18 protein-coding genes are annotated in these 18,618 nt (G+C 71.9%); 11 read left to right on the top strand and 7 right to left on the bottom strand.

Annotated features, from left to right (window positions below):
* The first annotated feature begins 69 nt into the window (after positions 1-69).
* Positions 70-909 carry a LysR family transcriptional regulator gene (locus tag SCATT_RS02150; protein ID WP_014141240.1) on the top strand — a complete coding sequence of 280 codons (840 nt, stop codon included), beginning with the start codon at positions 70-72 and terminating at the stop codon, positions 907-909.
* A 30-nt stretch (positions 910-939) separates the two neighbouring features.
* Here the strand turns inward: SCATT_RS02150 and SCATT_RS02145 are convergent, their stop codons facing one another.
* The 4 genes from SCATT_RS02145 to SCATT_RS02130 all read right to left on the bottom strand — a co-directional run bounded on the left by SCATT_RS02145 (position 940) and on the right by SCATT_RS02130 (position 4,756).
* A complete protein-coding gene (locus tag SCATT_RS02145) occupies positions 940-1,713 on the bottom strand; it encodes a terpene synthase family protein (protein ID WP_157894799.1) in 774 nt (257 codons plus the stop codon).
* A gap of 295 nt (positions 1,714-2,008) precedes the next feature.
* Entirely contained in the window at positions 2,009-2,305 is a 297-nt protein-coding gene (locus SCATT_RS40545) for a 4-hydroxy-3-methylbut-2-enyl diphosphate reductase (protein WP_014141237.1), read from the bottom strand.
* Complete coding sequence (locus SCATT_RS02135) at positions 2,302-3,405, bottom strand: polyprenyl synthetase family protein (RefSeq protein ID WP_014141236.1); 1,104 nt, start codon at positions 3,403-3,405, stop codon at positions 2,302-2,304. The genes SCATT_RS40545 and SCATT_RS02135 overlap by 4 nt, the downstream gene beginning before the upstream one ends.
* A gap of 502 nt (positions 3,406-3,907) precedes the next feature.
* Positions 3,908-4,756: a helix-turn-helix transcriptional regulator gene (locus SCATT_RS02130; protein WP_014141235.1), complete on the bottom strand. Its 849-nt coding sequence runs from the start codon at positions 4,754-4,756 to the stop codon at positions 3,908-3,910.
* A 103-nt stretch (positions 4,757-4,859) separates the two neighbouring features.
* Here SCATT_RS02130 and SCATT_RS02125 point away from each other — a divergent pair, with 103 nt between their 5' ends.
* The 3 genes from SCATT_RS02125 (at position 4,860) to SCATT_RS35900 (ending at position 7,180) form a co-directional block, all read left to right on the top strand.
* Positions 4,860-5,567: an SDR family NAD(P)-dependent oxidoreductase gene (locus SCATT_RS02125; RefSeq protein WP_014141234.1), complete on the top strand. Its 708-nt coding sequence runs from the start codon at positions 4,860-4,862 to the stop codon at positions 5,565-5,567.
* A 267-nt stretch (positions 5,568-5,834) separates the two neighbouring features.
* Positions 5,835-6,629 (top strand): SDR family oxidoreductase, encoded by a 795-nt coding sequence (locus SCATT_RS02120; protein ID WP_014627329.1) that lies wholly within the window; start codon positions 5,835-5,837, stop codon positions 6,627-6,629.
* A 38-nt stretch (positions 6,630-6,667) separates the two neighbouring features.
* On the top strand, positions 6,668-7,180 hold the full coding sequence (locus SCATT_RS35900; RefSeq protein ID WP_014141231.1) for a transposase: 513 nt from the start codon (positions 6,668-6,670) through the stop codon (positions 7,178-7,180).
* On the opposite strand, the gene SCATT_RS02115 is transcribed toward SCATT_RS35900, so the two are convergent.
* Positions 7,181-8,266, bottom strand: a complete 1,086-nt coding sequence (locus tag SCATT_RS02115) for an FAD-dependent oxidoreductase (RefSeq protein WP_014141230.1) — start codon at positions 8,264-8,266, stop codon at positions 7,181-7,183.
* Positions 8,267-8,366: 100 nt separating this feature from the next.
* Complete coding sequence (locus tag SCATT_RS02110; RefSeq protein ID WP_014141229.1) at positions 8,367-8,807, bottom strand: MarR family winged helix-turn-helix transcriptional regulator; 441 nt, start codon at positions 8,805-8,807, stop codon at positions 8,367-8,369.
* A 169-nt stretch (positions 8,808-8,976) separates the two neighbouring features.
* On the opposite strand from SCATT_RS02110, the gene SCATT_RS02105 reads away from it, so the two are divergent.
* Entirely contained in the window at positions 8,977-9,516 is a 540-nt protein-coding gene (locus tag SCATT_RS02105) for a DUF1707 SHOCT-like domain-containing protein (protein WP_014141228.1), read from the top strand.
* Positions 9,517-9,580: 64 nt separating this feature from the next.
* On the opposite strand, the gene SCATT_RS02100 is transcribed toward SCATT_RS02105, so the two are convergent.
* Positions 9,581-11,032 (bottom strand): MFS transporter, encoded by a 1,452-nt coding sequence (locus SCATT_RS02100; protein ID WP_014141227.1) that lies wholly within the window; start codon positions 11,030-11,032, stop codon positions 9,581-9,583.
* Between the two features lie 496 nt (positions 11,033-11,528).
* On the opposite strand from SCATT_RS02100, the gene SCATT_RS02095 reads away from it, so the two are divergent.
* The 6 genes from SCATT_RS02095 (at position 11,529) to SCATT_RS02070 (ending at position 18,610) form a co-directional block, all read left to right on the top strand.
* Positions 11,529-12,482 carry a helix-turn-helix transcriptional regulator gene (locus tag SCATT_RS02095; protein ID WP_014141226.1) on the top strand — a complete coding sequence of 318 codons (954 nt, stop codon included), beginning with the start codon at positions 11,529-11,531 and terminating at the stop codon, positions 12,480-12,482.
* Between the two features lie 379 nt (positions 12,483-12,861).
* Complete coding sequence (locus tag SCATT_RS02090) at positions 12,862-13,629, top strand: class I SAM-dependent methyltransferase (protein WP_014627326.1); 768 nt, start codon at positions 12,862-12,864, stop codon at positions 13,627-13,629.
* 97 nt (positions 13,630-13,726) lie between these two features.
* Positions 13,727-14,668: an NAD(P)-dependent oxidoreductase gene (locus SCATT_RS02085; RefSeq protein WP_014627325.1), complete on the top strand. Its 942-nt coding sequence runs from the start codon at positions 13,727-13,729 to the stop codon at positions 14,666-14,668.
* A gap of 94 nt (positions 14,669-14,762) precedes the next feature.
* Positions 14,763-16,463, top strand: coding sequence for a GH3 auxin-responsive promoter family protein (locus SCATT_RS02080; RefSeq protein WP_014141223.1), 1,701 nt, complete (start codon positions 14,763-14,765; stop codon positions 16,461-16,463).
* 48 nt (positions 16,464-16,511) lie between these two features.
* Positions 16,512-17,411 carry an alpha/beta hydrolase gene (locus SCATT_RS02075; RefSeq protein ID WP_014141222.1) on the top strand — a complete coding sequence of 300 codons (900 nt, stop codon included), beginning with the start codon at positions 16,512-16,514 and terminating at the stop codon, positions 17,409-17,411.
* Positions 17,408-18,610, top strand: coding sequence for an enolase C-terminal domain-like protein (locus SCATT_RS02070; RefSeq protein ID WP_014141221.1), 1,203 nt, complete (start codon positions 17,408-17,410; stop codon positions 18,608-18,610). Before SCATT_RS02075 ends, SCATT_RS02070 begins: the two co-directional genes overlap by 4 nt.
* The last annotated feature ends 8 nt before the right edge of the window (positions 18,611-18,618 follow it).

The raw sequence follows: 18,618 nt of genomic DNA, 5'->3' as shown, positions 1-18,618 counted from the left end.
CTGTGAAATGCCGGTTACGCTGCCGCTATGCGTGGCATGCATGGATGGGGTCGAGGGAGAGAGAGGAGCATGGACGTCGAACTGCGTCACCTGCGGGCCTTCGTGTCCGTGGCCCGCCATCGTTCGTTCTCCCGTGCCGCCGAGGAGCTGTTGATCAGCCAGCCGGCGCTGAGCCGTACGATCGCGCAGCTGGAGGGCGGGCTCGACGTCCGCCTGCTCGACCGCTCGTCCCGCCACGTCGAGCCGACCGACACCGGCGCGGAATTCCTCGTCCACGCCGAGCGGGTGCTCGCCACCCTGGACGAAGCCCTCGCCGTGGTGAGCCACCGCGTCACACTGCGGCTCGGCTTCAGCTGGCTGCTGCCCGACCCGTGGGCCCAGCGGACCGTCAGCCGATTCGAGGAGACCACCGGGGCCTCCGTCGCCCTGACCCGCACCGACGACCCGCTCCACGCGCTGCGGCAGCGCACCGTCGACATCGCGCTGGTCCGGGGGGACGTCGACGCACCCCGTGGGGCACGGGTCGTACGCCTCTGCGACGAGCAGCGCGTCGCGGTCTGCTCCGAACACTGCGACCTGGTCCGCCTCGGCCATCTGGACTGGACGGACGTCCAGCACTGGCCGCTCGTCGTCAACGTCGTCAGCGGCACCACCGGCCCCTGGTCGTGGCCCGTGGACCAGCGCCCGGCCCGGATCATCGAGACCACCAACTACGACGAGTGGCTGGAGACGGTGGCCGCCGACCGGGGCATCGGCATCGTCCCCGACGCCGCGCGGCGCCGCACCCGGCACCCCGCGCTGCGCTTCGTGCCGCTCACCAACGCACCACCGAGCCCGGTCAGCCTCGTCCACCTGCCCGACACCCGGCCCACCCTGATCCGCCGCTTCCTGGAGGCCGCCGCGCGGTGAGGTGTGGCCCGCCTCTCCGGATGAACGCCGCTACGCCAGGTCGTCCCACCACCAGCCGATGGTCGGCAGGTGGTGCGTCGGCGGCCCCTCGGCCAGCGGTGTCTCCGTGAACGGCGGGGTCTCGGGGGCGGTGACGTCACCGGGCGCGGTGGTGGCGTCGCGCGGGCTGAGGTAACGGGGGACGCGCAGCGCCCATTCGGTGTTGCCGCGGATGCCGTGGCCGAGGTCGGTCAGGTAGCGGCGCAGTTCCCGCCCGGCCCGGGGCATGACCTTCTCGCGCAGGTCGAGGAAGCGCACCAGGACGCGGTCCCGGAGCGCGATGCCTTCGTGGAGTGCCTGCTGTTCGGTGAGGCGGTGGTGGTGGGTGAGGACGGTGAAGACGTTCTGGTCGGTCTGGCGGCGGGCGGCTCCCTTGGCGAGGGAGTGGCGGTCGTTGTCGAGGGCGTCGACGCAGATGGCCATCTCGGTCAGGGCGGTGACGGCGGGGGAGTCCATCTCGTGGGCCGGGACCTCGGCGGCGTTGACGATCTCCAGCATGGCGTAGGTGGGTTCGCCGCCGGCCGAGTGCAGGCGCATGGTGAGGTAGTCGTCCAGCCCGGGCATCCGGCCGCCGGCGCGGTTGGCGATCTGCCAGGTCACACCGTTCAGCCAGGCGTGGTGGGCGTGGGCGAACCGGCGTACCCGGACGGGGGTGGCGCAGGACCGGAAACGTTCGCTGATGTCGTGCAGGGAGACCGCGTACGGGTCGTCGGCGTAGGGGCACAATCCCGGGGTTTCCAGGGCGCGTTGGACGCGAGCGGCCACCGGCGCGAAGGCGGCCGGGTCGACGGCCAGGGGCCTTCGTCACAACAGGCGTCGTCGAAGGCGAAACCCCAGTAGACCCAGCAGGCGGCGATCCACAGCCGATCGGTGTCGGCCTCGGGGGCGAAACGGGCGTAGAACTCGGCGCTGTGCGATCCGGCGACCCACGCGCGCTCCACGTCGTCGCCGCAGACCCCCGTCCGGTCGAGCCAGGCGAGTGCGCGCTGCAGGGTGAGGGCGAGCTCGGGGTGGATGGCGGACGGGATCGGGCAGAAGACGGGCGGCATGTCTGCTGTTGTCATGTGCTCGGGTCCTGTCCGGTGTGGCCGCGTGCCGGCGCCGTGGAGCCCGTCGGGTTCCCGGGCGCCGGGCACGACAGGCGGCGGAGCCGCTGGGGGAGTGGGAGGGAGACGGTCTCGTCGACGAAGATCGCGCCTTGTCGCCGCAGCGCCGCCACGCCGTGCGTGGTGTGCACGGTCTCGTGGCGGACCTGGACGGGCGGTCCGTACTGTTCGAGTGCCTTCTCGACGGTGCGGACGGCGCGGGCGGCGGGGACGACGTCGGCGCCGCAGCCGCGCGGGGCGGATGCCGTCATGACGTCCTCCGGGTCATGGTGTCGGCCAGACGGCGCAGGTGGGGGAGAACCTGGGGGGCGAGCGCGGTGTCGTCGGCCAGGAAACGCAGCACGGTCTCACGCCGGTCGGCGATCAGTTCCTCGACGTGGGCGCGGGCGCCGCTGGCGGTGAGGATACGGCCGATCCGGGCGGCTTCGTCCTCACCGATGTCCGGGCGGCCGAGCAGTTCGCGGAGCAGTGTGACCTGGTCGGGCCGGGACTCGCGCAGGGCGAGGGCGATCAGGGCGGTGTGCTTGCCCTCGCGCAGGTCGTCCAGGCGGGACTTCCCGGTGACCTCGGGGTCGCCGAATACACCGAGCAGGTCGTCGCGGAGTTGGAACGCCTCCCCGAGCGGCATGGCGTAGGCGGTCAGGGCGTCGAGCACCCGCTGCGGGGCCCCGGCGAGGGCGGCACCGATGTGCAAGGGGCGCTCGACGGTGTATTTGGCGGTCTTGTAGCGGACGATGGCCAGGGCGCTCTCCAGGCCCGGGTTGGGTGCTCCACTGGCGGTGACGTCGAGGTACTGGCCGTACATCACCTCGGTGCGCATGACGTCGAGGAGGGTGAGCACCCGGCGCAGCTGTCGTGCGGTGAGGTGTGCGGTGTGGATGAGTTCGTCGGTCCAGCACAGGGCGAGGTCGCCGATGAGGATGGCGGCGCCGGTGCCGATGCGGTCGGCGGTGCGCGGTCGGCGGCCGGTGGCGTGGGTGACGGCCAGCACGCGGTGGACGGTGGGGTGGCCGCGGCGGGTGTCGGAGTCGTCCATGACATCGTCGTGGATGAGGGCGAAGGCGTGGAACATCTCCAGCGCGGCGGACACTTGGAGCACTTCGGCGGGTGCGGGGGCCGGGCCGCCGGCGGCGTGCCAACCGAGCACGCACAGCAGGGGACGGAGCCGTTTGCCGCCGGCGTGGAGGAAGTCGGCCAGGACGGAGGCGGCCGTGGGCGGCATGTTGTGCGCGGTGGCCTGCGCCGACTTGGTACGCAGGAACTCGTCCAGGATCGCCTCGATGTCCTGGCGTGTAGTGTCCAGGTCGGGCAGCACGGTGCCAAGGGTGGCCGTGGTCGGTGCAGGGGGCATGGTTGTGGGCCTTCCGGGTGCCGTGACCGGTGCGGTCGGGCGGCGCGCTACGGGGTTTCGCCGGTGGGTGCCGGTGGTGTCGGCGGTCTCGGCGAGCTTCCCGGTTACCGCCGGCCCTTGCACGGCGTAAGCACGGGGTGCGGCTGTGGATGTGTCAGCGGGCGCAGAAGACGACGTCCGGCACGGGGACGGCGGAACGCGCTGCGCGAGGAGAGACACCGGATCCACATGGCCATCCGCCATGGACCGCAGGCTCGTACCAATCGTCCGGCAAGGCCCAGGTATTTTCCAGGCGCACACCTGCCGCAGCGGAGCACAGTTGTGCTCCCCGGCACGCTTTCGCATGCCCTTCGGGTGGTGAACGTCGCCATTTCCGCTCGCACAAGGGCGTGCGGGGCATTGGCCCGTGCCGAGCACACGCGGAGACGCTGCCGAAAAGTCCGGCGACGGAATCGGGGGCCGGGGCCTGACATCCCGGCCCCCGACGGGGTGGTGGAGCGTGTCAGTTGGCGGTATCGGCAAGCGTCTGGGTGCCGAGCACGGTCAGCAGGGCGAGGCCTTCAGCGTCCTCGGTGCCGGGTTCGGCCGTGTAGATCATGATCCGAAGGTCGCTGCCCGCCACGGTGAGTACGTCGCAGTCGAGTGTCAAAGGTCCTGCATGGGGGTGGTCGATGGTCTTGCGTGCGGCCTCGTGGTGGCCGACGGCGCCGGCGTCCCACAGTGCGGCGAATCGGTCGCTGGTCGCGCGCAGTTCCGCGATCAGCCGCTGCAGCCGCCGGTCGGCCGGGTAACGGCCGGCCGCGGTGCGCAGGTCGGCGACGAGCGCTGCCTCGAAGTCGCGCAGGGATTGAGGCGTGTGGCGGGCCCGGGTGCCCGGGCCGAGGAAGTGGCGCCACACGGCGTTGCGCTCGTTGTCACGCCAACCGGACGGATCCCCCATCAGGGCCGCGTACGGCGCGTTGGCCATGAGGAGGGTCCAGGACGCGTCATAGACCGCCACGGGCGTCCCCGTCAGTCTGTCGAGCAGCCGCTGAACACTCGGGGTGATGTGTGCCGGCACTGTCTGCGGGCCCGGCGGTGCGTGCCCGGCCAGCCGGAACAGGTGGGCGCGCTCGTCCCCCGACAGCCGCAGTGCCCTGGCCAGTGCCTCGACGATCTGGGGCGAGGGATGGGTGGCGCGGCCCTGTTCGAGCCGGGTGACGTAGTCGACGGAGATCCCGGCGAGCATCGCCAACTCCTCGCGGCGCAGCCCGGCCGCGCGCCGGGGCGCGCCGACGGGCAGCCCGGCCGCCTCGGGTGGTATCCGGTCGCGCCAGCGACGCACCGCCTGCCCGAATTCCGTCGTCGCCATGCCTGCCAGTGTGCACCACTCGTCGTCCGGCCCGCCTGGTACTGCCAGTCCCAGGAAGGACGGACGCCTGGCTGGGCGAATGGTCCGGAGGCACGGTGGAGACATGACGAGAACACTGATCACCGGGGCGAACAAGGGGCTCGGCTTCGAGACTGCCCGCCGCCTCATCGCCGCAGGCCACACCGTCTACATCGGCAGCCGGGACCCCGAGCGCGGCCGCCGGGCCGCCGAGTTGCTGGGCGCGCGGACCGTACAGCTCGATGTCACCGACGACGCCTCCGTCGCGGCCGCGGCCAAGACCATCGAGGCGGAGGGCGGACTGGACGTGCTGGTCAACAACGCCGGCGTCGAAGGGAGAGACGAGGACAACGGGGTGATCGGTGCCGCGGACGTCACCGCGGACATGATGCGGCAGGTGTTCGAGACCAACGTCTTCGGCACGGTGAGGGTCACCCACGCCTTCCTGCCGCTGCTGCAGCGTTCCGCTTCCCCGGTCGTGGTCAACCTCAGCAGCGGTCTGGCCTCCCTCACCCGGGTCACCACCCCCGGCACCCCGACCCACGCCTACCCGGGCGTCGCGTACCCGGCCTCGAAGACGGCACTCAACATGATCACCGTGCAGTACGCGAAGGCGTTCCCGAACATGCGCATCAACGCGGTGGAGCCCGGTTACACCAAGACGGACCTCAACGGGAACACCGGCATCCAGACCGTCGAACAGGGCGCCGAGATCATCGTCCGCATGGCGCAGGCGGGCCCCGACGACCCCACTGGAGGCTACTTCGACGCGCAGGGGCCCTTGCCCTGGTAAGCCCCTGAGCCCAGACCATTACGGCAGGGTGACTGAGCGCTTCGCGTGCCGCCGACAGAGCGCTCAGTCACCTTGCGGCGGGATGGTGGCCGTGAGTCTGCGAGGTCAGGCCGACGACGAGGCGACGGCGGAGGATCTTGACGCGGTCCGTCGGGACCGGGATCCGCTTGCCTGGAGTGCACTCCAAGGTCATAGCGTCGAGACAGCTGAACCGAACACTCGACGCGTCGACGCATCATCCCGCACGACCAACGAGAATGGCGGCAAGTGGTAGACAACCAGTTCACAACGCATGCGGAACTTTTCGATCTGTGTGGAAAGCGCGCGCTCGTCACCGGTGGCACCAGAGGCATCGGAATGATGATCGCGCGTGGCCTTCTCCAGGCGGGCGCCCGCGTGGTCATCAGTTCACGCAACGCAGAAGCGTGCGCTCAGGCGCAGGAACGGCTGTCCGAATTCGGTGAGGTGCGGGCCATCCCCGCCGACCTGTCCCGCCACGACGAGTGTCGGCGACTGTCCGACCTCGTCACGGCCGACTCGGAACGTCTCGACATCCTCGTCAACAACGCGGGCGCCATATGGGACGAGCCGCTGGCGACGTTCCCGGACGCGGCCTGGGACACGGTCGTCGACCTCAACCTGAAGTCGCCGTTCTGGCTGGTCCAGGCGCTGCTGCCCGCACTTCGCAGGGCGGGCACCGCCGACGATCCCGCGCGGATCATCAACATCGGCAGCATCGCCGCCATCCACATCCCCCAGCGGCCCAACTACTCGTACTCCAGCAGCAAGGCCGCACTGCATCAACTCACCAGAGTGCTCGCCAAGGAACTAGGACCGCAGCACGTCACCGTGAACGCCGTGGCGCCGGGACCGTTCCCCTCGACGATGATGGCGGCAACCCTCGACGAGTTCGGCGAGGCGATCGCGGCGTCGGCCCCACTACGCCGGATCGGCCGCGACGACGACATGGCGGGTGTCGCCGTGTTCCTCGCCAGCCGGGCAGGCGCATACCTGACAGGCGCCGTGATCCCCGTCGACGGCGGCATCGCCACAACCGCGTAGGCCGCCCAGGGTCTGTTCGCGATAGTTGATCTTGATCCTTGAGGGCGGGTGCTCCCTGGCGTGACGTGCCGGAACGCTACGGGCCGTGGGACCGGGTCCACGACCTGTTCCGGCGTCGGCAGCGCGATGGCACCTGGGCCCGGATCGTCACTCGGCCGCAGGCCGAGGCGGATGCCAAGGGCCTGATCACCTGGGACGTGAACATCGACTCCACGGTCTGCCGGGCCCGCCAGCACGCGGCTGGGGCGGCGAAAAGGGGATCTCCGGAAGGAACCGCCCGGCGGGATCACCGTCGAGCCGACCGACCACGGGCTCGGACGCTCCCGGGCGGCCTGACCAGGAAGATCCACCTCGCCGTCGAGCAGGGTCAGAAGTCACTATCGGTGGTGATCACCGCCGGACAGCGGGGTGATTCACCTCAGTTCGAGTCGGGAGTTGGCTGTGACCAGCACTTTCACAACAGACCCCAGCGGCCGGCCGTGACCGACGCCGTCGTGAGGTCGGGCTCGACCGTGGGTGGATGGGCGGTCGAACGCGTGTGGTTGCTGTGATCAGTACGGTGTGAAGTCGGGGTAGTAAGCCGCCGCTGCGGTGGCGGTGTCGACGTTCCGCGGGAACAGCGCGGTTTCGTAGGAGCGGATGGCCGCGTCGATGTCCTCGGGCTGTCCGGCGATGGCGTTGCCGAGCTGGCCGGCGTCGAAGAGTGCCCAGTTGGCTCCTTCGCCGTCCGGGGGTGCCAGGTGGGCGGCGTCTCCGATGAGCGTGATGCCAGGTACGTGCTCCCAACGGTGCCCGATCGGCAGCCCGTACAGGGGACGGAACACCGGCGGGACATCACTGTCCGCGACCAGTGCGACGAGTTCCGGCGCCCATCCGTCGAACATCGCCGCGACCGTGCGGGCAGCCGCGGGGCCGTCGTTGAAGTCGATGCCGTCGAACCAGTCGAGAGGCTGGTCGAACATGGCGTAGGCATGCAGGGTGTCCGCTCGCTCGCGCTGCACGCCGATACCGATGCGGGTGGTTTCGTCGTAGGCGGTCATCGATCCGCTGCCGACCAGCGCCAGGGTGGCAGGGTGCCGGGTGTCGCTCTCGTGCAGGTATGTCTCGACCATCGAGCGTCCGGCGTAGGCGGGCGTGGCGTCGGAGAGGAGCGGCCGGACTTTCGACCAGGCACCGTCGGCACCGATGAGGATGTCGGTGGCGATCGTCGATCCGTTGGCGAAGGTCACCTGGTGACGGCCGTCCGCGAGGGTCCGAACGCTGTGAGTTTTGTGGCCCCAGACGACCGTGTCGGCAGGGAGGGATTCCAGCAGCAGCTGTCGCAACTCGCCGCGCTGCACTTCGGGGCGGCCTGCGGTGGGGTCGTCGGGCTGGTCCGCCAGGATCGTGCCGTCGGGTGCCACGTCGCGGGATGCCTGGCGGCCTTCGAGGACGAGGGAGCGGAAGCCGTCCATCAGGCCGGCGGCACGGATACCGTGCTGTCCGTTGTAGTCGTGGATGTCGAGGATGCCGCCCTGGCCGCGGGCCTGTGCGGACGTCTCCGCTTCGTACACGGTGGACCGGATTCCGTGAACCGCCAGGGTCCGTGCCAGTGTCAGCCCCGCAAGACCGGCACCGATGATCGTTATCTGCGTCATGCACGCGTTCCTTACTGGTGGTGGATGAAACCGGCGGTCCTGTCCGGAGGGGGTTCTCGGCCCCGCGCGCAGCAGGGCGGGGGCCGGGTCATGGTCAGGGTCAGGGGAAGCTGGGCGGCTCCACCCTGGATGCGAGCTGCTCCAGGAGGTCGTGGAGCCGCGCCCGCCCCGCTGCGCCCAGCGGTGCGAGGATCGACTCCTCGACACGGTCCATGGCCTCTTCGAAACCCTGGATCAGCTCCGAGCCCGCCGGGGTGATGCGCACCCGACGGCTGCGTGTGTCGTCCTCCTGCGTCCGGCGTTCCACGAGTCCGCGCCGTTCCAGCCCGGCCAGGAGCCGCGAGACGCCCGGTGCGCTGCTGCGCGTGGCCCGCGCGACGTCCCGCTGGATGGCATCCGGGTTCTTCGACAGATACGCCAGCACGGCGCTCTGCTCGTGGGTGAGGCCGCGGTCCCGTATCCAGTCATCGGCGATGCGTCGCTGCCCCCACACGACCCACCGCATCAGCTCCAACGTGCTCTCCCGTTTCGGCTCGCTCATAGTTAACACGCTAACCATTGCATGGTTAACAATCAAGTCTCCGGTATGTCGACCGCACCGGAACCCGTGGGTCCCTGGGGCCGCCGCTTCCGCGCCTCTCGCGCTTCGGTGCCTTCCGTGGCACCGCCGAGCGCGATGCCTCGGTTTCGCCTCCCGCTAGGGTGGTGAGGTGAACGGTTTACCGGAAGAGCCGCTGTCGTCGATCAGCGAGGCCGACCGCGACTTGGGCGTGGAGCGCCTGCGGGAGGCGTACGCGCGGGGGCACATCTCCCACGAGGAGATGGACGAGCGGCTGGATCAGGTGCTCGCGGCGAGGACGCGCGATGAGTTGGTGTCGGCGCTGGTCGCGCTTCCGGAGGAGAGCGGGGTCACGTCGGCGATCGGCGCCGTGGGCGGGGTGATCCGGCGGCGCGGTGGATGGCGGGTGCCGAGGTTCCTCAAGGTCGAGTCGGCGTTCGGAAGGGTGCGCCTCGACCTGTCCAGGGCGCTGATCGAGTATCCGGTGGTCGACATCGAGCTGCGACTGGGCACCGGCAGGGCCAGGATCACGGTGCCCCGGGACGCGGTGGTCGACATGGAGGGACTGAGCACCGCGTGGAAGCCCCCGCACTACCGGGCCGCGCGACGCCCCCGTGACGGCGGGCCCACGATCCGGATCTCCGGGAACACGGGGATGGGGCGGCTGAGGATCAGTCACGCGAGGCGTTGAGCCCCGGCAGGCGGAGCGCCCGGAGCCCCCGGACCGTGATCCGGGGGTCTTCGGAGCGGGGCCGTTACCGCGTCGGCTCGGTGCCGCCCGCGTAGGCCGCGGGGCGCGGTGCGGGACGGTCCGGGCCGGTCGCCGGTGCCGGGGCGCGGCGGGCGGTGGTGAGCAGGGTGAGGACGAGGATGGCGGCGCCGCACGCGGTGACGATCCAGTACGCGGGGCGGGCGGCCGGAACGTAGCGGGCGTAGCCGCCGTCGTGCAGGCCGGCGGCGAGCACGGCACCGAGGACAGCCACGCCGAGTGCCTGGCCGAACTGCCGGCAGGTGGAGACCACCGCGGCGGCCACCCCGGCCTGTTCCGTGGGCATGCCGGTCATCGCGGCGTTGGTCACCGGGGTGTTGGCCAGGCCGACGCCGATGCCGATCAGGCAGTAGGCGGGGAAGAGCAGGGCGTTGCTGGTCTCGGCGTCGGCGGCGGCGAGCAGCAGGCCGCCGCCGGTGGTGGCGGCACCGGCGAGCAGCAGCGGAAGCCGTGGGCCGCAGGTCGCGGTGAGCCGGCCGGAGACGGGTGAGGTGAGGATGTTCATCCCGGCCATCGGCAGCAGGTACGCCCCCGCGGCCAGCGCGCTGAGCCCCCGCACGTTCTGCAGGTAGAGCGTGTTGAGGAAGAGGAAGCCGCCCAGGACGAAGAACGAGCAGACGGCCATGGCGCTGGCCCCGCTGAACGCGGCGCTGCGGAAGACCCGCAGGTCGACCAGGGGCTCGGAGCGCCGCCGCTCGTAGCCGATCAGGCCGATGAGCGCCGCCCCGGCCGCCACCGCGCAGCCGAGGGTGGCCGGGGCGCCCCATCCGGTGGCCGGAGCCTCGATGATGGCGTAGGTCAACGAGGCCATCAGGACCACGACCAGGAGTTGTCCGACCGGGTCCATCCGGCGCGGGACGGCGGCGCGTGACTCGGGGACGAAACGGGCGGCGCACACCACGGCCGCCAGCCCGATGGGCAGGTTGAGCCAGAAGATCGAGCGCCAGCCCGCCGCCTGCACCAGCACGCCGCCCACCAGCGGCCCGGCCGCCATGGCGACACCCATCACCGCGCCCCACACACCGATGGCCCGGGCGCGCTCGCTCCGCCCGGTGAAGACGTTGGTGATGATGGACATCGCCACCGGGTTGAGCATCGAGGCGCCGATCGCCTGGAGGACACGGAAGCCGGTCAGCCAGCCGAGGCCCGGGGCGAGCCCGCACAGCAGCGAGCCGAGGGTGAAGACGACGAGGCCGGTCTGGAAGACCCGGCGGCGGCCGAGCCGGTCGCCGGCCGACCCCGCGAGCATCAGCAACGCGGCCAGCACGATGAGGTAGGCGTCGGTGGTCCACTGGAGCCCCGACAGCGAGCTGTGCAGGTCGCGTTGCATCGCCGGCAGCGCCACGTTCAGCACGGTGTTGTTGAGGTTCCCAATGAACACACTGGTGCAGCAGACGGCGAGCACCATGCGCCGCCGTCGCCGCTCGCCGGGCTCCATCGGCCCCTCGTCGCCGACGGTCGCCGAATTGCCGCCTGCGGGCGCGGAGTTGGTGCCGACGGACCCGCCCCGTGCCGACGCCGAACCGTCGCCCACAAGTGCGGAATTGGCGACACCGGGCCCCGAACCACCCCGTACCGACGCCGACCCCACGCCACGCGCGGGCGCCGACCCCTGTCCGTCGACGGGCGCCGAACCGCCGGCCCCGTCCCCGCCATGCGCGGCGGCGGCATCCGCCGCATCCGCCGTCCCGCCGTCGCGCTGCGGGCGTCCGCGCCCCCGTGCGTGCGTCACTTCCGGTCGCTCCCCTGGTAGTCCGCCGCGCGGCGCGCGGGCCGGTGGTGGCCGGCCGCGCGGGCCCGCGCGGCCGGGCGGTCGCCGCAGGGCTCTGCGGTGCCCTCAGCCTGCGGCCCCGCACCCGGTTCGGGGAGACCCCCGTCAGGGGGGCCCTGACAGGGCCCTCCAGTCATGGCCCGGCTCGATGCATACTGCACGGGTGGGCAGCAGAAGCGAACTGGGGGAGTTCCTGCGAAGCCGGCGCGGCCGGATCACGCCGGAGGAGGTCGGCCTGCCGTCGTCCGCGGGGAACCGGCGCACCGTCGGGCTGCGCCGCGAAGAGGTCGCCATCCTCGCCGGGGTCAGCATCGAGTACTACCGGCGTCTGGAGCAGGGGAAGCAGCAGCGGCCGAGCCCGGCGGTGCTGGCGGCGATCGCCCGGGTGCTCAGGCTCAGCGAGGACGAGCACCGGCACCTGTCCGAACTCTCCCGCCCCCGCCCGCCGGAGACGGCCGGCCGGACACCGCAGCGCCGGGCGTCCACCACGGTGCGGGAGGAACTGCGCCGCATGCTCGACATCGTCCTGCCCTACCCGGCCTGCGTGCTGAGCCGGTCCAGCGATCTGCTCGCCGCCAACGAGCCGGCGATGGCGCTCTTCCCGGGCGTGGAGGAGTGGCCGGAGCGGCGGCGCAACACCGCGCGCTACGCCTTCCTGCACCCGGCCGCCCGGCGCTTGTACGCCAACTGGGAGGACGTCGCCCGGGGCATGGTGGCCCACCTGCGCCAGGCGACGGTGCTCTACCCCGGCGCCCCCGACCTCCAGGAACTGGTGGACGAACTCACCAAGGCGAGCGCCGACTTCGCCGACCTGTGGCGCCGCTACGACGTACGGGCGCGTACCAACGGGCACAAGGTGTACGACCACCCGGTGGTCGGCGACATGACGCTGACGTACGAGGCGTTCGACGTGGCCCGCAGTGACGGCCAGCGGTTCGTGGTCTACCAGGCCGCTCCCGGCACCCCGGACCACGACGCCCTGCTGCGTCTCGCGCGCGGCGCGGCCCCGCAGGACCCGCAGGCTCCGCAGGACCCGCAGGAGGCGTCCCGGGCCACGGCCGGACGGTCGTCGCGGCGCACCATCCGCCGGACGGGGAGCGCCATGACCCCCTGCTGACCGCTGGGCCGGCGGCGTCCGTCCGCCGTCCTTCCCCGGAAGCCGTCCCGGCTATTCCGTGAATATCCCGCAGCAGGTGCCGTACGCCATCTGCGGTACTCCGCGTGCCGTACCCGGCCGGAAAACGGAAACAAAATCGGCTCGATCTTGTTTCCGTAATTCGGCGTACTCGGAATCCGGGTGCCCGGTACGGTTCTGCTCGCCGCGCCGGTCGCGGCGACCCGTTAATTTCTCGTACCATTTTTCCTGGTCAACCGCTCGACAGTCGGTTTTCACGATTTACTCCGAGTCGGATTTTCCCGTATTTTCGACCATTTTGCTTTGCTGTGTTCTTCGCCACTCTGGAAGGGCTCGACAATCCGGTGCTAGTATTTTTGACATGACGCACGTATTACCTGACGCAGCAGATCGGTTCAGTGCTTTCGCGGAACGGTACGACAGTGTTCGTCCGCGTCCGCCGCAGGAACTCGCGGATTTTCTCCGGCAGTGGGCCGGGGTCGCGGAACCCTCCGTGGTGGACGTCGGCTGCGGCACCGGTCTGTCGTGCACCATCTGGCCCGAGGTGACCGGTGTGGAGCCGTCCGCCGAGATGCGGGCGGTGGCCGCCAGGCGTGGCGTGCGGGTCGTGGCCGGCTCCGCCGAGGAGACCGGGCTCCCCGACGCGTGCGCCGACATCGTGACGGTCAGCCACGCGCTGCACTGGTTCGACGCCGACCGCGCCTTCCCGGAGCTGGCCCGCATCATGCGCCCCGGCGCGGTCCTCGCGGCCTTCGACTACGACTGGCCGCCGGCCGTCGACCCCGAAGTGGACGCCGCCTACCGGGACTTCGAGGCGACCCACACCGCGATGGAGGCCGAACGCGGCCTGCGCCCCACCTTCTCACCCAAGCACGAACACCTCGAAAGGCTGCGCCGCAGCGGCCTGTTCCGGCACGTGAACGAAGTGTGCCTGCACATGAAGGAAACCGGCTCCGCGGAGCGTTTCGTCGACTTCGCCACCAGCCAGGGCGGCGTCGTCGCACTCCTCAAGGAAGGCGTCGGTGAGGACGAACTCGGTCTGACCCGGCTGCGCGAGGTCACCGCGCGCCGCATGACCGAACGAACCACCTGGTGGTGGACCTGCCGGGTCCGGCTCGCGGTGCGCTGACCGACCGTTCCATACCGCCGGGAAAACAGCCGCACATCGCGGCGGAAACGGCACCGGGGACGAAACCGAACGGGTACGCACCGACAAGGAAAATGCCGTGGGAGAACGCGTCGTCATGCCGGAGTGCCGGGGCTACCCCCGGTTATCCGAACTCGTCCGGAGTTGCCCCGGTGGTGCCGAGGCGGAGCTTTTCACCGACCCGTGCCCGACGCCGGAAATCCTCGGAGAACGGATCCGCGGCGCCGGCACGGTGCTCCACTTCTTCCACGCGCCACCGCTGCCCACCGCACCGCTGCTGGCCGAACGCCCCGGACGGGTGGTCGTGGCGGGCCCCGGCGCCGGCCTCGACCTCCCGGCGCTGGCAGGGGCGGGGATCGAGGTGTACGACACCCCGGGGCTCGCGGCGGACTCGGTGGCCGAGTTCACCCTCACCCTGCTGCTGATGCTGGCGCACCGGGTGCCCAGCGCCATGGGCGCCGCCTCCGACATGCCGTTCGCCGGGCGGGAGTTGGCGGGGAAGACGCTGGGGATCGTGGGGTGGGGACGGATCGGCGCCCGTACCGCCCGGCTGGCACGGGGCATCGGGATGCGGGTGACGGCGTGGTCGCCGTCGCTGGGGAAGGAGACGGCGCGCGACGCCGAGGCGCGCCGCCTGCCGCTGGAGGAACTGCTGGCCTCGGCGGACGCGGTCAGCCTTCATCTGCGGGAGGCACCGGCCACCCGTGGGGTGCTGGACGCCGGACGGCTGGCGCTGCTGGGCCGTGAGGCGCTGCTGGTGAACACCGCCCGGGCGGGCCTGGTGGACATGGCCGAGCTGCGCCGTCGGCTGGCGGCCGGTCTGCTCGGCGGCGCCGCCCTGGACGTGGCGGACGTCGAGCCGCTGCCGCCGGACGACCCGTTGCGCACCGACCCCCGGGTGCTGGTCACCCCGCACATGGCGTGGATGACCGACGAGACCGTGACGCGTTTCGTCTCCGCGGCCCTGGCGTTCGCCGCCACCGGGGACGCGGACGCGGCGCCGGTGAGGCGGCTTGTGTGACCGGTGGGCCCCGGGCCGCCGGATGACCGCATGGACCACACCGTGACCGGGCCTGATCCGGCCCGGCCGCGGTGGACGACGAAGGGGGTTACCGATGGCTTTGCCCGACGTTGCGCCCGCGCCCGCACGGGGCGTGGTCGGTGAGGACTTCGCGGCCCGGACGATCAGAGCCCTGGCCCGGCAGCGGGCGCTGTGCCGGGACCCCCGCCCGGTCGTCGCGGAGGTGCTGGGTGATCTCCTGGACCAGGCCCGTGGCACGGCGTTCGGCCGCGACCACGAACTGGCCAAGGTGACCACGGCGGCCGAGTGGCGGCGGGCGGTGCCCATTCGCTCCTACGAGGAGTTACGGCCCTACGTGGAACGGCAGTTGGCGGGCGAGGCCGACGTCCTCACCCGCAGCGCGCCCTACGCGTTCCTGACCACCTCCGGATCGAGCGGACGGCCGAAGTACGTGCCGACGACCCGGCACTGGCGGGACCGGTACCGGGGACGCGGCCTGTACGCCCAGTGGGGGCTGTACTTCGAGCGCACCGAGGTCTTCCACCACGTCGCCGATCACGTGCTGGACCTGTCGTGGGAGCGCACCCCGGTCTCGCGCAGCCTGCACGGGTTCCCGGTGTACAGCATCTCGCGGCGTCCGGCCGCCGTCGGCGCGCAGGACTGGGTGCCGCCGTGGTACGACGCGCCCTGGCTGCGCGGCGACGACGGGGAGGGGTACGCCGACACCCTCTACCGCAAGCTGTGCCTGCTCGCCGCGTCGGACGTGCGGATGGTGGTGACGCTCAACCCGTCGAAGATCGTCGGGCTCGCCGAGCAACTGGCCACGCGCGGCGCCGAGTTGGTCGAGGACGTCGCCAAGGGAACGGTGTGCGGCCGGCCGGAGGCGGGGATGACGGCCGACCCGTGGCGGGCCCGCGCCCTGGAGAGCGTGCTGCGGCGCAGGCCGGAGGGGCTGCGCCTGTACGACCTGTGGCCGGGGCTGTCGCTGGTGGTGTGCTGGAACTCCGCCTCCGCCGGGCTCTACCGCGACTGGCTGGAGGAGGTCACCCCCGGCGTCCCCAAACTCCCGTTCAGCACCACCGGCACCGAGGGGATCGTCACCATCCCGGTGGACGGCCACCCCTCGGCCGGCCCGCTCGCCGCCGACCAGGGGTTCTACGAGTTCGTCCCGTACCAGGACGGGGACGACGGAGGGCCGCTGGACCCGTGGACGCCCACGCTCTCCCCGTTCGAGCTGGAGACCGGGCGCTCCTACCGGCTGGTGATGAGCCAGGCCAACGGGTTGTACCGGTACGACGTGCAGGACGTGTACACCGCCGTCGGCACGGTGGGCGAGCTGCCGCGGCTGGAGTTCGCCGGCCGGGCCGGGTTCGGCAGCTCCTTCACCGGTGAGAAGCTCACCGAGGACCACGTCCACCAGGCCGTCCGCGAGGCGTACGACCCGGCGTGGGGGAGCCTGCCGGTCTTCACCTGCGTCCCCTCCTGGGGCGCCCCGCCCGGGTACGTGCTCGCCGTGGAGTGGCCGGCCCGGCTCGGCCGTCCCGAACGCAAGGGGTTCGCCGCCGCGGCCGAGGCGGCCTTGCAGCGGTGCAACCCGGAGTACGCCGACAAGCGCCGCACCGAACGGCTGCGCCCGCTGCGCCTGCTGCCGCTGGCCCCGGGCGGCTTCGTGGCCCTCGCCGAGGAGCAGCGGCGGCGCGGCGCGGCGGCCATGCAGATCAAACACCACTGGATCCAACGCGACGGCGCCCTCTTGGAGTTGATCGACGAACTCGGACTCGCCCTGCCGCAGTGACCCCTGTCCCAGGCCGCGCACACCTCGCCGAAAGGTGACCCCACCGCCGTGATCACCCAGCATCCCCCCGCGACCCTCCACCCCGCCACCACCACCGTCACCGCCGCCCCGGACGGCGTTCCGCTGGCGGTGCGCCGATGGGAGCCCGAGGACGTCCGCGCGGCCGTCTTCTACGTGCACGGACTGCAGAGCCACGCCGGGTGGCTCTTCGAAACCGGGCCCGAACTGGCCGCGCGGGGCTGCGCGGTGTACGCCGCCGACCGGCGTGGCTCGGGGTCCAGCGGGGGCCCGCGCGGCCATCTGACCTCGGCGCGGGAGGTGCTCGACGACTACGCGGCACACTTCGAGGCGGTACGCGCCCGCTGCCCCGGTGTGCCGGTCGTCGCGGTCGGGCAGAGCTTCGGCGGCAGCGTCCTGGCCGCGCTGCTGTCCACCGGCCGGATCGCGCCCGACGCCGTGGTGCTGTGCGCGCCCGCCCTCGGCCAGCAGCACCGCCGGCACGGCAGCGACGGCACGGCCCGCATCCAGCGGCAGCGCGGGCTGCGGCGCTCCCCGGTCACCCTGCGGGACGAGGACTACACCGGGGACCACACCTACCTGTCCTTCATGGCCAACGACCACCTGATGTTGCGTCAGGTCACCGAGGGCTTCCGTGCCGTCATGGTCGACCTGGAGTCGTTGTACCGCGAGGCGGGCCCCTGGCACGGCGGCCGGCCGGACGTCCCGGTGTACTTCGTACGGCCCGAGCGGGACGCGGTGATCGACCTGGAGACCTCCGCCGAGGTGCTGGCCCGGCTGAGCCCCGGCTTCACCGAGGTGCGGTTCTGCTCCGACCACCACTACCTGGAGTTCTCCGCCGCCCGCAAACCGTTGTGGGACTGGCTGGCCGGCGTGGCCGTACCCGACCCGGCCGTTCCCGACCCGGCCGGACGGACGGACCACCGGTGACCGCCGCGCCGCGGGTGACCGCCGTCCACACCGCCACCGTCCCCATGCGCCGGGCCTTCGCCCATGCCCGCCACAGCCACACCACCACCGCCTCGGTCCTGGTGACCGTGGAACTGAACGGTGTGGAGGGCTGGGGCGAGGGCGCCCCGCGCCCCTACGTGACCGGTGAGACGCCGGAGAGCGTCGTACGCCGCCTACGCGCCTTCGACCCGGGCCGGCTCGCGCGCCTGCTGCCGACCGGTGACTTCGACGCCGCGATCGACGCCCTCGCCGCCGTCGACCTGCCCCGTCTGCTCGGCGGCGCCCGTCCGGCGCCGGCCGCCGCCGCCGCGCTGGAGACCGCGCTGCTGGACGCGGTGTGCCGCATCCACGGGCGTTCCTTCTCCGACGTGCTCGACGCCTGCCCGTGGGCCGCACCCGTACTGACCCCCGCCCCGCGGCCCCGTCCCGTCAGCGAGGTGGTCGACACCAGCCGCACCCCGGAGGAACAACTCGGCGCGCTGCCGCCCGAGGTGCGCTCCCGGCTGCGCCACGTCAAGCTCAAGGCGCTGCCTTCACCACGGGAGACCGCCGAACACGCCCGACAGATCCGGCATCTGCTCGGACCGGGTGTGCGGATCTCCGTCGACGCCAACGGCGGCTGGTCACCACGGGACGCCGAGGAAGGCGCCTGCCTGCTGTCGCACTCCGCCGCCGTCGACTGGCTGGAGGAACCGACCGCCCCCAGGGACTGGACGACCCTGCGCCGCGTCCAGGACGGCGGCATGCCGGTGATGCTCGACGAATCCGCGGTCGACGCCGCCGACATCACCCGGGCCGCCGCCACCGGCGCCGCGTCCCTGATCAACATACGCGTCTCCAAGTGCGGCGGCCTGCTGCCCTCCCTGCGCCTGGCCCGCCTCGCCCACCAGGAAGGGCTGCGCGTACAACTCGGGGTACAGGTCGGCGAGATCGGCCCCCTGTGGTCGGCCGGGCGGACCCTCGCCGCACGCCTCGCCGACCTGGTGGCGGTGGAGTGCGGACGCCAGGACGAATGGTTCCCGCAGCCCCTCACCGAACCGGCCTACAGCGTCGACCGCGAACACCACCTCGCCCCGCCGCCGCCCGGCCCCGGACACGGACTGCGCCCCGCCGCCGCCCTCCTTCCCCACCTCCACGACACACCGGCCGCGCGACCCCAGCCGCAGCCGGGACGATGAGGAGAACG

Origin of the sequence: Streptantibioticus cattleyicolor NRRL 8057 = DSM 46488 (assembly GCF_000240165.1) — a bacterium.
In the GTDB taxonomy this organism is placed as follows: domain Bacteria; phylum Actinomycetota; class Actinomycetes; order Streptomycetales; family Streptomycetaceae; genus Streptantibioticus; species Streptantibioticus cattleyicolor.
This window is presented reverse-complemented; position numbering and strand designations above follow the sequence as displayed.

Excerpts from the sequence above, each read along its gene's own strand:
- SCATT_RS02150 (WP_014141240.1), top strand. The coding sequence starts at position 70 with ATGGACGTCGAACTGCGTCACCTGCGGGCCTTCGTGTCCGTGGCCCGC.
- SCATT_RS40545 (WP_014141237.1), bottom strand. The coding sequence starts at position 2,305 with ATGACGGCATCCGCCCCGCGCGGCTGCGGCGCCGACGTCGTCCCCGCC.
- SCATT_RS02135 (WP_014141236.1), bottom strand. The coding sequence starts at position 3,405 with ATGCCCCCTGCACCGACCACGGCCACCCTTGGCACCGTGCTGCCCGAC.
- SCATT_RS02130 (WP_014141235.1), bottom strand. The coding sequence starts at position 4,756 with ATGGCGACGACGGAATTCGGGCAGGCGGTGCGTCGCTGGCGCGACCGG.
- SCATT_RS02125 (WP_014141234.1), top strand. The coding sequence starts at position 4,860 with ATGACGAGAACACTGATCACCGGGGCGAACAAGGGGCTCGGCTTCGAG.
- SCATT_RS02115 (WP_014141230.1), bottom strand. The coding sequence starts at position 8,266 with ATGACGCAGATAACGATCATCGGTGCCGGTCTTGCGGGGCTGACACTG.
- SCATT_RS02110 (WP_014141229.1), bottom strand. The coding sequence starts at position 8,807 with ATGAGCGAGCCGAAACGGGAGAGCACGTTGGAGCTGATGCGGTGGGTC.
- SCATT_RS02100 (WP_014141227.1), bottom strand. The coding sequence starts at position 11,032 with ATGGAGCCCGGCGAGCGGCGACGGCGGCGCATGGTGCTCGCCGTCTGC.
- SCATT_RS02090 (WP_014627326.1), top strand. The coding sequence starts at position 12,862 with ATGACGCACGTATTACCTGACGCAGCAGATCGGTTCAGTGCTTTCGCG.
- SCATT_RS02080 (WP_014141223.1), top strand. The coding sequence starts at position 14,763 with ATGGCTTTGCCCGACGTTGCGCCCGCGCCCGCACGGGGCGTGGTCGGT.